The sequence below is a fragment of the Acidobacteriota bacterium genome (assembly GCA_040754075.1).
In the GTDB taxonomy this organism is placed as follows: Bacteria; Acidobacteriota; Blastocatellia; order UBA7656; family UBA7656; genus JBFMDH01.
In genome coordinates, this window is record JBFMDH010000008.1 from 181,040 (window position 1) to 194,217 (window position 13,178).

The 13,178-nt window shown below is 47.9% G+C and carries 12 protein-coding genes; all 12 read right to left on the reverse strand.

Annotated elements, in window-relative coordinates; all coding sequences use genetic code 11:
* Window positions 1–83: 83 nt before the first annotated feature.
* Window positions 84–725 carry an ABC transporter ATP-binding protein gene (locus AB1757_11365; protein ID MEW6127625.1) on the reverse strand — a complete coding sequence of 214 codons (642 nt, stop codon included), beginning with the start codon at window positions 723–725 and terminating at the stop codon, window positions 84–86.
* Window positions 726–875: 150 nt separating this feature from the next.
* On the reverse strand, window positions 876–2,324 hold the full coding sequence (locus AB1757_11370; GenBank protein MEW6127626.1) for an efflux RND transporter periplasmic adaptor subunit: 1,449 nt from the start codon (window positions 2,322–2,324) through the stop codon (window positions 876–878).
* Window positions 2,325–2,745: 421 nt separating this feature from the next.
* Window positions 2,746–3,912, reverse strand: a complete 1,167-nt coding sequence (locus AB1757_11375; protein ID MEW6127627.1) for a choice-of-anchor V domain-containing protein — start codon at window positions 3,910–3,912, stop codon at window positions 2,746–2,748.
* Window positions 3,913–4,092: 180 nt separating this feature from the next.
* A complete protein-coding gene (locus tag AB1757_11380; protein ID MEW6127628.1) occupies window positions 4,093–5,391 on the reverse strand; it encodes a DUF1501 domain-containing protein in 1,299 nt (432 codons plus the stop codon).
* Between the two features lie 12 nt (window positions 5,392–5,403).
* Window positions 5,404–6,846, reverse strand: coding sequence for a DUF1800 domain-containing protein (locus AB1757_11385; protein ID MEW6127629.1), 1,443 nt, complete (start codon window positions 6,844–6,846; stop codon window positions 5,404–5,406).
* A 235-nt stretch (window positions 6,847–7,081) separates the two neighbouring features.
* A complete protein-coding gene (locus tag AB1757_11390) occupies window positions 7,082–7,609 on the reverse strand; it encodes a peptide deformylase (GenBank protein MEW6127630.1) in 528 nt (175 codons plus the stop codon).
* 450 nt (window positions 7,610–8,059) lie between these two features.
* The gene (locus AB1757_11395) at window positions 8,060–9,358 is read right to left on the reverse strand and encodes a DUF1501 domain-containing protein (GenBank protein MEW6127631.1); all 1,299 of its coding nucleotides are present in this window, start codon (window positions 9,356–9,358) and stop codon (window positions 8,060–8,062) included.
* A gap of 12 nt (window positions 9,359–9,370) precedes the next feature.
* Window positions 9,371–10,816 carry a DUF1800 domain-containing protein gene (locus tag AB1757_11400; protein ID MEW6127632.1) on the reverse strand — a complete coding sequence of 482 codons (1,446 nt, stop codon included), beginning with the start codon at window positions 10,814–10,816 and terminating at the stop codon, window positions 9,371–9,373.
* Between the two features lie 129 nt (window positions 10,817–10,945).
* On the reverse strand, window positions 10,946–11,455 hold the full coding sequence (locus tag AB1757_11405) for a protease complex subunit PrcB family protein (protein ID MEW6127633.1): 510 nt from the start codon (window positions 11,453–11,455) through the stop codon (window positions 10,946–10,948).
* 136 nt (window positions 11,456–11,591) lie between these two features.
* Window positions 11,592–12,032, reverse strand: coding sequence for a periplasmic heavy metal sensor (locus tag AB1757_11410; protein MEW6127634.1), 441 nt, complete (start codon window positions 12,030–12,032; stop codon window positions 11,592–11,594).
* An 11-nt stretch (window positions 12,033–12,043) separates the two neighbouring features.
* A complete protein-coding gene (locus tag AB1757_11415) occupies window positions 12,044–12,571 on the reverse strand; it encodes a hypothetical protein (GenBank protein MEW6127635.1) in 528 nt (175 codons plus the stop codon).
* Window positions 12,525–13,082, reverse strand: coding sequence for an RNA polymerase sigma factor (locus AB1757_11420; GenBank protein MEW6127636.1), 558 nt, complete (start codon window positions 13,080–13,082; stop codon window positions 12,525–12,527). Before AB1757_11420 ends, AB1757_11415 begins: the two co-directional genes overlap by 47 nt.
* Window positions 13,083–13,178 lie beyond the last annotated feature (96 nt).

A 13,178-nucleotide genomic window follows, 5' to 3' on the forward strand; every position in this document is an offset into this window, starting at 1 on the left:
CGAACAACTGCTCAAATAAAGAAAAAGCCTGACGGAAAACCAGATTCCGTCAGGCAGAGGGTGAATAAGGAGAATAACTTTTCTTACTTGATGCGCTCGTCCCGATTAATTCGACCGTCAAGAATATGCAAAACGCGATGCGCGTGTTCAGCAATATCGTGTTCGTGGGTAACCAGAATGATGGTGTTACCCTGACGATGCAAGGCATCAAATAATGCCATGATTTCCTGCGAGGTTTGCGAATCGAGGTTTCCGGTCGGTTCATCCGCAAGAATAATTGACGGGTTATTAACCAGAGCGCGAGCGATGGCAACCCGTTGACGTTGACCACCGGAAAGCTCATTGGGTTTATGGTGCATACGGGGACCTAAATCTACCCGCTCAAGCGCCTGTTTTGCCATCTCAATGCGCTGACTGCGCGGCGTGCCATTATAGATTAACGGCAATTCGACATTGTGCAACGCTGTGGCTCGCGGCAACAGGTTAAAGGTTTGAAAAACGAAACCGATTTCCTTGTTACGAATGTAAGCCAGTTCGTCGTCATCCATCTCGGAAACCAGCTTGCCGTTTAACCAGTATTGACCCGACGATGGCGTATCGAGACAGCCAATCAGATTCATCAAGGTCGATTTGCCTGAACCCGAAGGACCCATAATCGCCAAGTATTCGCCGCGCTTCACTTCAAAAGAAACCCCGCGCAGCGCGTGTACTTCTTCGGTTCCCATTCGATAGGTTCGCCATAAATCATCCGTGCGAATCACCGTATCCGAACCCGGAATGGTGTAGGCAAGGTCAACGGGTCTATCTAACACAGCTTCTTCAACAACCATATCTCCTCTTTCTTTCTTGTGGTTTTCTGCCATCACGCCGCCTGTCTATTTGGATTCAGGTGTTGCGGGTTTAACCTCTTTCTTTACCATATCGCCATCTTTCAGCGAGCGTAATGTTTTATAGGGACCGGTAATAATTTCGTCGCCTTCACTGATGCCACTGGTGATTTCAATATCCTGATCACCCTTGATGCCAGTGGTGACCTGTTGGAAACTGGCTTTGCCATTCTTGAATACGAACACGCCTTCGACCTCTTTCTTCTTCGCGCCGTTGGTGGCGTTGGCGTTCGCTTGTTCACCTTGCGGTTTTTCGTCGCCCGGCAACTCACGTGGAACGATGGCTTGTAGCGGTGCAGTCAGTAAGTTTTCGCGGGTCGCGGTGGTGATGACCGCCGTTGTAGACATACCGGGACGCAGTTTCAAGCGAATTTCTTCCGATGGGTTCAAACGGATTTTGACAATAAAATCGCGGGCTTCCTGGGTGTTTGCCGTCGAAGAAGTGGTCGATTGACCGGAGCGCGTCACTGCCGATGCGCCTTTTTCAACGACTTCGCCTTCAATTTCGATTTCACCCAAAGCGTCAACTTTGACTTTGGCTTTCTGTCCGACCTGGACATCGGCAATGTCGGTTTCGTCAACCTTGATTTCAGCATTGATTTGCGCCATATCGGCGACCGTCATTAACGGTGAGGATGAAAAGTTGGCGACCACGAATTGACCGACCTTGACAGGTAAATAAGAAACCACACCATCAATCGGAGAATAACGGGTGGTCTTTTTCAATTGGTCAGCTTGGATGCTGAGTTGCGCCTGACTCTGTTTGACGCGGGCTTCGGCGGAATGCAATCCGGCTTTGGCGCGGTCGACCGCAAGCTCTGCGTCCTTGATTTGCACCTTCAATTGATTGACGCGGGATTCATTGGCTCTCACTGTCGCTTTCTGTTGTTCATAACGCGACCGCGCCGAATCGAATTGCGATTTGGTCGTGAGTCCCTGTTCGACCAGTTGCTGATAACGATTGAATTCGACTTCGGCATATTGCAAATCAACTTTGCTGCGTTCAAGTTCAGCTTCGGCTTGCGCTAATGAGGCTTTGATTTGATTGATATTATTTTCGGCTTGTTGAATAGCGACCTGTTGATTCTGCACATCGACCTGCGAGAGTTGGACACCGGCTTGGTTGACCTGTACTTGCCCGGATAATTGCGTCGGGTCTACGCGAACCAGGGGTTGCCCTTTTTTAACCGGGTCGCCTTCGACGACATAAATCTGTTGCACGGTGCCCGCGACTTCGGCGGTTAAATCATAGTAACGAACCGGGCGAATATCACCTGATGCCGTGACTTTGGATTCCAGTTTGGCGCGACGGGCTACGGTTCCGGTTTGAACCGCTTCACCTTCCTTGTTTTTCAAACGTGAAGAGAGCACCACGATTGCGACAATGCCGACAAGGGCAGTGACAATCAGGATGATTTTCTTGCGACTTAGCTTCATTTCTTAAATTGTCCTCCGATGATTAAAGCGATTGTGGATAACCGCCTTCTTGTACGGCACTCCTCACGCCTAGGTTTCAATAATCTCAAATTATTTGATTAAACGAATTAAAATGATAACGGTCTTCAAGTATAGCCGTCAAAAGTTTCATACGCGCGGCAAGTCATTTGCGGGTGCAAAATAAACCTACTGCTTTGGAGTGCGGTAACCGGTTATCGCTATTGTGTTCGGTAAAGCCAGTTAAATGTTGTAAAGCCGCTCAAGCGCATTGTTTCAATCAAAAGCTGTGACAAGTCGCAGCGCTCCAAAGGCAGCATCCATTTTAGCTAACTGAAAGAAATTGCCTGATAAAAAATAAAGCCGGTTGTTTGATGGCAACCGGCTTTGAAGAGATAAAAATTGGTCAATCGAAAATCGGGTCTTATTCAGGTGGTCGGGTGTGCATCATACCTTCAGAAATTTGCCCGTCGGGATTTTTAACCTTGATTTCAACCGTCTGACCGGGAGCGATATTTTTACCGGCTTTTTTACTGCGCAGGGCTTCGGTTGGCGGTTCCAGATTGAAAGAGGCGAATTCGCGATCATTGACCATGACGAGCGAACCGACCTGGAAATTGCTGCCAAAGACATTCAACTTGTTGCCCTTTTGCACGATGGATGTAATCACCGGCTTGGTCTGAGTTCCACCGCCACCACTGCCTTGAATCGTAAACCTGCCGCTGATGACTTCTGTTGCAAGATTGGATTTATTGGTAGCTTGAATTCTAATTTTAGCCAGTGTGGTCGAAACATTTGGAACTACCCAATCAAAACTTGATACATTGGGATCGGTGGTGTTTATGATAACCTGATTTGGCGCTCCTCCTGGGAAAGTCGCGCCATCGTCGGTTGAGTATCGCAATTCAATACTCGCAATGTTCGATTTTCCGGTGGTTGTCCAGTTAATGCGAAATGTTGAACCCGCATTTAAAGTTTGTCCGGTAATTAACGGGTCAGCAAAAGCTACCGTGACATTTGAAGTGGCGGATTCTGAAAACACTTTTGCTGTGTAAATATAATCGCCCTGATTGGTGCCATCGCCGTTTGCCGCATTACCGGCAACGTTAAAAATAATCGTGCCAATATCGGTTGTCGGAGCCGTCCAATTCACTTGCCAGGTTCGCGCATTTCCGGCATTCGGATTAGTTCCTGCTTGGGTGTGCTGAATATATTGTCTACCGCCGGGGCCAGTTTGAAAATTCAACTGAGTTTCGCTATTAACCGGAGCCAGTGTCCCTGCGCGATTGCGATTGCTATCGATTACTGTCATCTGAAAACCGAACTTTGCGCGTCCACTTTGCTGGACTCGAACAGTTAAGATGTATTGCTGACCGGGTTGATAAATCGCTGGAACACCTGTGATGGTGACGGTTCCGGGACCCACATCATGGTTGACGAACGTGTCATGGCATTGAACGCAGCTATTAATATCACCCAGCGCATTGGTGTATCCTGGGTCCGGTCCCGTGACGCTTGCATAAGCAATAACTGAAATCGCCAATACCAGAATAAGGGTCTGTAGTTTTTGTTTGACTGATCGTTTCAACATCTTTGTTTTCCTTTCTCAATCCAGAGAATCTCTATGACAGATTAAAAAAATCCACACGTTTATTGATCAACTTTATGGTTTATTTCGTGTGGTGAGGATTGAAAAAGCTAAGCGTATACGAAACGGGCAATCAATTTTATACACTGATTGCCCGGATTTTCACAATCACTTGCTTGAGGGTTACAAGAATCCCAGATGATTAAAGGTGCTGTTCAGCACACCCGGCGAATCGCCGTTTGGCAACCACTTGTCGAGGATTTCGGCATAGACCTGGCGAAAATCCGTCGTAAAGACCGGATTTCCGGCGCGGCTCAAAGCGGTCGCTTCAAGCGACGGTTGCGCGCCAAAAAAGCCGCCTTTGATGGCATTGCCGATGACGAATAATTCCGAAGCCTCGCCGTGGTCTGTGCCTTTCGAGGCGTTTTCATTGGGACGGCGACCAAATTCCGAATAGGTCAAAACCACCACATTATCCGCCAATCCATGCTCCGCCATATCATCAAGGAAAGCTTTGACGCCTTGTGACAGGAACCTGAGCAAATTGGCGTGCGCGCCGATGGCTTTATTGGTGAATTGGTCAGCCGTCGTGCCGATTTGCTGCGAGTGGTTATCAAACCCGCCATACCTGACGTGGAAGATATTGGCATCGCCAATCGTCGTCACCACCTGCGCCACCATCTTCAAGGGATTCGATAGCGGATTGCCTGCCGGATAGGTCACCGATGACTGATAGGTGTTGACCACATTAGCCAGAGTTCCCGCGCCGCTTTCGGCTTCCATTCCCGCATCGGCGATGGCTTCAACGAAACTGCCCACATCAAAAGCGCGGGTGCTGTTCGCCTTGAAGGTATTGAGTTGATTGTTGCGGTCGCCTGTGTAGCGCCCGTCGGTTTGATAGGTATAGTTCGAGAACAGGTTATTGGCGTTGTTTGAAGGCGCAATGTTCGGCACCACGACTTTGTTGGCAAACATCACACGCGGTAAAACACTGCCAAAAGAGATTGCCGATAATCCCGACTTGCCGACCAGCGCGGTGTCCGCGTAACGACCAATCCACCCTGTCCCTGTGCGTTGCGTCGGGTCGGCGCTCATCCAGATGTCTGTCGATGAGAAGTGTGAAAGGTTGGCGCTCGGATAGCCCACGCCCAAAACGGCTGCGACTTTCCCCGCATCCCAGAAACCTTTGAGTTCAACAAGCGATGGATGGAATCCGAAATCATTATTGATGACGGTTGACACACCGTTGTTGACCATCTCTTCAGGTTTGAAATGCAGGAAGGGGCGCAAACTGATGTAACGGGAATTGCTATACGGAATAATCGTATTCAATCCGTCGTTCGCGCCTTCCATTTGAATCATCACGAATATCCGACGATTGAGAGTCACCGGTGATTGACCCAAAATAATTTTGGGCATCACCATGCTGAGTGTCACGGCGCTGGCGCTTGTTTTGATAAATTGTCTTCTGGTTGTTCGCATGTTGGGTTCCTCCTAGTTCATCTGAAATTCGGGCAGACTCATAATCTGGTGAATGAGACCGCGAATCTTTTTGTCGATGGTTGTATCGTTGACCACCCAGGTCACTTGATTGCCGGCGTCATCGGCGCTCAGATACCTTCTCAACTCCTTATTCGTAGGCGGTGAGACCACCACTGGTCCCATAACATCAAGCATCACGCGGACGGTTTTCTTGGTCGAAGGTTTTGCCCAACTTCTGAGGTTATCGGTAGGAATCCAGAAACCAACCTGAGCGGTATTGTTTGGTTGTCTGGTGGTGGCTAACTGATTGGCGAAATTGAATCGCTCAAGCATGGTTGTGGTATTGATCCATCCCATATTGAAATCCCAACCTGCAACATCAGGCGGATTGAACAGGTCTTCACCAATCAAACGCGAACGACCCTGCAATTGGTTATCGAATTGCCGGTTGCCGGCGATGCCCGGATTGTAAGTAGCTTTGAGACTGCGCAGCGCGCTGACTATCAGTTCAATCGGTTGTTTCACCAGCCCGTAGCGCGCGCGGTTGCTATAGAATTCATCCGAAGTCAGGATAGCGCGCATCAACTCTCTGATGGAGTGATTGGTTGACATATAGATGCTGGCGAATTTATCAATCGTCGATTTGTCGTTTTGGCTGTTGAGGTCAAGCGGATAGACAAAGAAGGTGAACATCTTATAAACCAGATAACGCGCCGTCGCGGGTTTCGCAGATACGATGCTGATGATGTCTTGCCCCGTATAGTTTGCGGTTTGTCCGTAAACGGTTTTCGGTCCGGCATCGAATTGATTGTTATCAACAAACCATAGATAGGAAAACGGATTGCTATCGCCCGGCGTGCGGCGGAAACGCCAACCGGTAAATGCTCTGGCAATCTGTTTAATATCATCTTCGGTGTAATTGGCTTGCCCGGTGACCACATCTTTAATGCCCATCGTGAAAAGCTCTTGCAGTTCACGGGCGAAATTTTCATTCGGACTGGTGCGCGTGCTGGTCGTAGTGTCGAGCCAGAGCAACATCGCCGGGTCTTGGGCTACTTTTAACAGCAGGTCATCGAATCTCGCCAGCGCATTCTGTCTGAGGGTCAGGTTTTGAATGTACATAAATCTATCCTGAACTTTTGAAAGCGCGGTGGCGAAATGGTTGTGCCAAAACAAAGTCATCTTCTCCTCGAATTGCCGTTTGCTAAAAACCATGCGGGCAACCCACCAGGTGCGGATGATGTTTTGATTGAAAGTGGCATTATCGGTCGGGTCAGTGAAATTGAATGAATTGGTTAAGACCTGCTCCATTGAACTGTTGTCAATTGAGGTGTAATTGAGCAGGTAATCGACAGCCGCTTGCGCCGTGCCTTTTTGCGCCAAAGCGTCTATCTCTTCCGTGCTACCGCCAAAGCCCGCCCGCCTGAGTAAATGGGCAGCATCTGCATATTCCATACTTCGTTCTCCTCCAAGCGAAAATCAACAGCGGTCGGTTACCGCCTGAGCAATTCGTCAGCCGGATGAATGAATTCCGATTTTGTCGAAATTACCTTCAAAGGTTCACATCCGGCTTCGATATAAGTTTGATTGAACCAGGGGTGAGGTGCCCCAGTTGTCAGACAGTCATAGGGAGAAAAAAGTCTGACAATTTTTATCCGAGATATAAATGAATTGATGACTCCCCTCAACTTCACAATCCTTGCGGGCTTTTATAGCGACGCTCCCACTCGCTTCGCGTTGAAAATGCCGTAGGATTGATTGCCCGTTCGACTGCCAGGATGCCATCGAGATGATCGATTTCATGTTGTAATAATTCCGATAAATCGCCTTCGGCTTCAATGCTCTTTGGCAAACCGCTTTCATCTACATAATTCACCTTGATTTTTACGAACCGCTCAACCCTGACCAGCAAATCAGGAAAACTGAAACAGTCATCCCACAACTGCATCCGCTCATCGCTCGTCCAGATAATTTCGGGATTGAGCAAAGCCGAGCAAAATCCCGTCGGTTGCATTTTGATAAAAATCGCTCGTTTTAAAATACCGATTTGCGGCGCGGCAATTCCGCGTCCATAACCTGTGGCTCGCCGAAACTCGGCAAGCGTATCACTCAAATCGTGAATCAAGGTCTGCATGTCCTGAGCGCGCGCATCAATGACCGGCGTAGACTTTTGCGCGAGCAAAGGATTGCCGAGTTGTAATATCGCTTTTCCTGGCATGGCTTTATTGAAGGTGTTTTTTCAGCTTTTTGAGATTCCCTTAAAAACGTCGCTAATTATACAACCTCGCGAGAGCCGGGAAAACATAAAGATAATTGTTGGGAGAAGAAATTTGTATGCAAACTTCGCAGCCTGATGAAAGACCTTAAATAAAATCAACAACTACCGGTCACCGATTTAAACAATTGTTTGAACAACTCGCACAAGCCTCGAATGGCAATAGCATGAAGCGCGGATGTAGCGCAGGTTGTCTAACCTGCGGCAATCTTGGTCAAAGCCCCTTGAAATTTCAAGGACGGACTTGCCTCAATCGGCGCAGACTCGACAGTCTGCGCTACATTTTTCCTTTAACTTCATGCTATTGGCATCGAAGAGGCACAACTCAATAATCTAACGGAGCGCCTTGGGTAGCAATCGGTCATCAATCATTGGCTAAGTTGAATTGTCGGGTTATGGAGTCACTTGACTCAAAAAACCGACATCTTCATATTGCGCGCCGAGAATCGCGCGGGCATCCGCACCGAGCCAGCGATTTAAAATCGTCGAATAGACCGAACGAAAATCGACGTGATGTTTGGGATTGCCACCCGCATCCAATTCCAAAGCCGCAAGCGATGGTTGTTGTCCGTAAAAACCGCCGCTCACCGGATCGCCGATGATGAACATATTCGACGTTGTTCCATGATCAGTGCCAAATGAAGCGTTTTCGCCGGGTCGCCGCCCGAACTCCGACCACTGCATCATCAAAGTTTTATCCGCGAGATTGTGCTCGGCTAAATCATCATAAAAAGATTTCACCGCTTCGGAAAACCATCTGAGCAGCAGATGGTGTTGTCCCGCGAATTTATTAGCTTGTCCGGTTGAATGGTCTACCTGGTCGGCATGATGGTCGAAGCCATGAATGGCGGCATACAATAAATTGGCTTCGGGCATGGTGACGAGAATTTGCGCCAGCATTTGCAAAGCCACCGCCAGCGGATTTTGTGAGTTATAGACCACCGATGATTGATAACTCGAAAGCGCAGCTTGAACTTTTTGCGCGCTGGTCAGCGCTTCAAATGCCGTGTGATTAATCGAACCTAAAAATTGCGAGGTTGAGAGATTGCGACTGGCGGCTTGATAAAAGGTATTGACCTGATTCCTCGCATCATTCGGATAAGCCGGGTCGGTCAGAAAATTATAGAACTGAAAACTGATGATGTTCGGGATAACCACGCGCTCTGCATAAAAAGTTTTCGGCAACTCGCCGGCGACGGCTGCCGCCGGTAACCCCGCTTGTCCGACCAATGCCACATCCGCGTATTTGCCCAACCATCCTTTACCGGCAAGCCCCGTGGTATCTGCCGTGTGCCAGACATCCATTGCCAGAAAATGCGAGAGCGTTGAATTGGGATAGCCTACGCCTTGAACGATAGCGACTTTGCCTGCATCCCAAAGGTCTTTGATTTCTGTGAGCGCCGGATGTAGTCCGATATTGCCCGACAACAACATCGAGCCTTTGGCGGTGTTAAGTTCCGATTCGCGGAAGGCGAGCTTTGGTCGCAACGCCAAATAGCGCGAATCCGAAAAGGGAATGACCGTATTGAACCCATCATTGCCGCCGCTCATTTGAATCACTACAAGTTTTTTTGAATTTTGCGTGTCAGCAGTTTGTCCCAATGCTTCACTTAAAAATAGATTCGGCATCACGACGCCGAGTGAAACCGCTGTGGCGCTTCGTTGAATGAATTGTCGTCTGGTGGTCGCCATTTTTCGTATCCTCTAATTCAATTGAAATTCGGAAAGGCTCATCATCAAATGCACCAAGCCGCGCACTTTTTTATCGACGGTTAAATCATCTTTGACAAAGGTCACAGGATTTCCGTCATCGCCGGTCTGCAAATAATTTCTGAGTGCCAGATTCACCGAAGCATCAACCGGTAGTGGACCCAGCACCGATAAAAAATTTCTCACGGTCTTTTTCACATTGGCTTTGGTGTAGCGTTTAATCTGGTCGTGCGGAATCCACACGCCCGGCGCATTCAAATCAGCGGTGCGACTGATGGTCAGGAAATCTGCGAAGGTATAACGATTCAATAACCATGAGGTGTTAATCCATCCGAGTTGCAGACGCCAACCGGCAACGTCGGGCGGGTTGAATAATTCCTGCCCTAAAAATGACACGATTTGCGCCAGAATATTGGAACTGGTGCGCGGATTGTAATCACCGGGGTTGTATCGCGCGCCAAGCATTCGGACTGCGCCAACCACCAATTCCACAGGGGTTTTTACCAGTGCGAACCGCGCCCGTTCACTGAAAAATTCATCGGAGACAAATATCGCGCGCGCCAATTCTTTGATGGAATGGTTGCTGGCGAAATAGACATCGGCAAACTTTTCAATGGTGCTGCGGTCTGCGGCATTAGCGGTATCGAGCGGATAAACAAAAAAGTTAAAAAATTTATAGACCAGAAAACGTCCGGTCGCCCGTTTATTCGAGACGATGGAAATAATGTCCTGCCCTGTGAAGTTCGCAGTTTGCCCGTAAACCGTTTTCGGCAGTTCATCATGTTCAGCCGGATTGACCAAGAACGGATAATTGAACGGGTCGCGTGTGCCGCGATTGAAAAAGAATTTCCAGCCCGTAAAGGCGCGGGCAATCTCCTGCACATCCTGTTCTGTGTAGTTCGCCTCTCCCGTAACCACATCTTTAATGCCCATCGTGAAAAGTTCTTGCAGTTCACGGGCGAAATTTTCGTTGGGTTTGCCTCTGACATTGACAATGCCGTCGAGCCAGATGAGCATTGCCGGGTCTTGCGAAACGGTGAGCAGTAGATTATCGAAGCGATCCAATGCCTGTGCCCGCAGTTTGAGGTTTTGAACGAACATGAAACGGTCATCAACTTTATTGGCGGCGGTGGCAAAATGGTTGTGCCAGAAAAGCGTCATCTTTTCTTCAAACGGGCGTTTGCTGTAAACCATGCGGGTCATCCACCAGCGTTGCAGTTCGCCGCGATTGAATCGCTCGAATATATCGGGATTGGAAAAATCGAAACTCTGAGCAATCAAATCATCGAGAGCCGAGTTATCAGTTTGGGTATAATTGATGAGCGCATCAACCGCGCCTTCGCGACCCAGCGTCGTTAAAAATTCAAGCTCTTCGGGTGGGCCACCAAAGCCCATGCGTCGAAGTAAATGAGCCGCTTCATCAAAATTCAGGCTTGCCATCGGTGCTCGCCTCCTTTAAGCATTGTTGTGGGTATCTACAATCGGTTTCCTGAAAAAGCCTTCCCAACCAAACTCCGGCAGACAATGGAGCGTCGGGGTCTTGGAAAAAATACCGGCTATGAAAAAAAATTAATCATTCGGACAATCCCTGGTCTGCTCAATCGCATTGAATATCACCCGTTTGTATTTATCGACTTCGATAATATGAAACGGTTGCGCAAGCATCATCGGGTGCAGACAATTATTTCCGGGTTGGGAAATCACATAGCTCACCCGCAAGGTTTTTTTATTGAGTTGCAGAGTTTCGCTGGCGGTTATTTCGTGACCCGGTGAAGGTTTCTCGCCGCCAAAAATCGCAATCACCATCTTTTTCTCAAAATCGACATCGGGGAGTTCGGGCTTATCCGGTATATTTTTGAAAAAAACATTCCATAAACTTTTTAATTCTTCGCGAGATTTGATAACGAAATTATTCGCCTGGTGCTGGGCGCTGATTGAATTTTTCACCAGAGACTTGAATTCAATGCTCTTTTGTTTAATCGCCGGCTCATCCTGCGCAAAAGAATCATATTGAGAACCGCCAAGGGTGAGACTTAACCCAACCAGCACAACCGGAAAGAATCGAAGAAATTTATTCATAAAGCTGCTCCTTTGAAAGTGTTTGTGAGAAGGGTTGCGATTATATCACGATGCCACTTTCAATAAATGGTTTGCGCGCCGGGCAATGGGTGAGCGGGAATAATTCTTCGCCCGGTTTTTAAATTCACTCCATCATTTATTCCGGTTTCGGTTTAGCTTTACCCTTACCCTTCAACTGTTTTAATTGCGCCCGCTGCTCGGTCGTTAAATGGTTTTTAACTTTGATGAGCAGCGCGGTTTGGGCGCGTTTGATTGCCTGTTCGATGGACAACACTTTATCGAGTTGCGCGAGGGTAGTTTGTTCATTGACGTTTTCCTGTTTGATGAGCGTAACCAGTTTTTCCAGTTCATCCTGCAACTGCCATTGCAACTCGGTGAATTGTGTTTGCGCTTTGCGAAATTCGGTTTTAAAAAAATTCTTTTGCTCTTCACTGAGACCGATGGCTTGTTGATGCTGCATCACCAGTTCGGGGGCAAAGAAATTTTCATCAAAGGGGTCGCCCGCAGGTTGTTGGGCATAAGCTGATTGCCAGTTAAAAAATAAAAATAGTGCAAGACACATCAATTTAATTTTCATGTTGAACCTCTTTAATTTTTCTCGTTTGGAATGAGTTTATTGAAATCAATTTTGGGACTTTCGATTCGCGGCAAGATTTTCAACCACTCGTCACCGGGAATTTTTAACAAAGCCGCCGTCGGCGAGTGCCAGGCGGTGAGGGTTTTCACATTCCATTCTTCGGGTCGCGAAATGCGGTGTCGGACTGGTTGCGGTTTTGTTGGTCTTTGAGCGGCAGTTATTTGCGGCGTCGTTTCAGGCTGCTTCATCTGGATAGCCATTTCCGGCGTTACCTGAATGATAATTTCTTTTGCCGATAGACCGGCGAGGAATTTTTCATTGAAGCCGTTCTGAAACGGATTAAGCCAATAAATTCCACCGATAATCATCATCATCACACCGAGTGAAAAAGCGAGCCGCAACGCATAGGGTTTTGATGACGATGGCGTTCGCCTGGACGGTGCAACAAAGGTCGAGAATGCCGGTGTGATTTTCTGCTCCTCTTCGCGTAACTTACGAAAGAGTTGCCTGATTTTCTGCTCTTGAAAATCCCGATTCATCGCTTACTCCCAATTCAATCAATTTCCGTCTCAGTTGGGCTTTTCCACGGTCGTAATGTTTACGCGCTGCGCCAAGCGTGATTTGCATCACCGCAGCGGCTTCTGCCAGACTCAACTCGTGATAAAAGACCAACTGTAAAATTTCCTGTTGCCTTTTGGGCAAAGTTAAAAGCGATTGTTTGAAAATTCCCTGAATTTCCGTGTGAAAAACCTCTTCATCAAAATGACCGTAAGTTGATTCGACCAAATTTTGCCGATGTCGAACCAGTAACAATCGCTTCAAGGTTTCGCGCCGGTGATAATCAATCGCGGTTTTGCGAATGATTGCGAATAACCAGGTTTTAAATGATGACCGGTTATCAAACCGCGCTTTGCCTTCGAGAACTTTCACATAAGCCGACTGCAAAACATTTTCGGCATCTGCCGGATTTCGTGAACAACAGGCTAACGCCCAGCCGAAGCTATCGCTGTGGTGGCGCTCCAATTCAACTCTTAAATCAATGCTGTTCATCAATCAGCAGCTCGTATTTTCAGTTCGTTAGATTAGTCGATTCGGAGAAGCAACTATATGACAAGAAACCGGAGATTAGCAGAAAATTTTTATTTG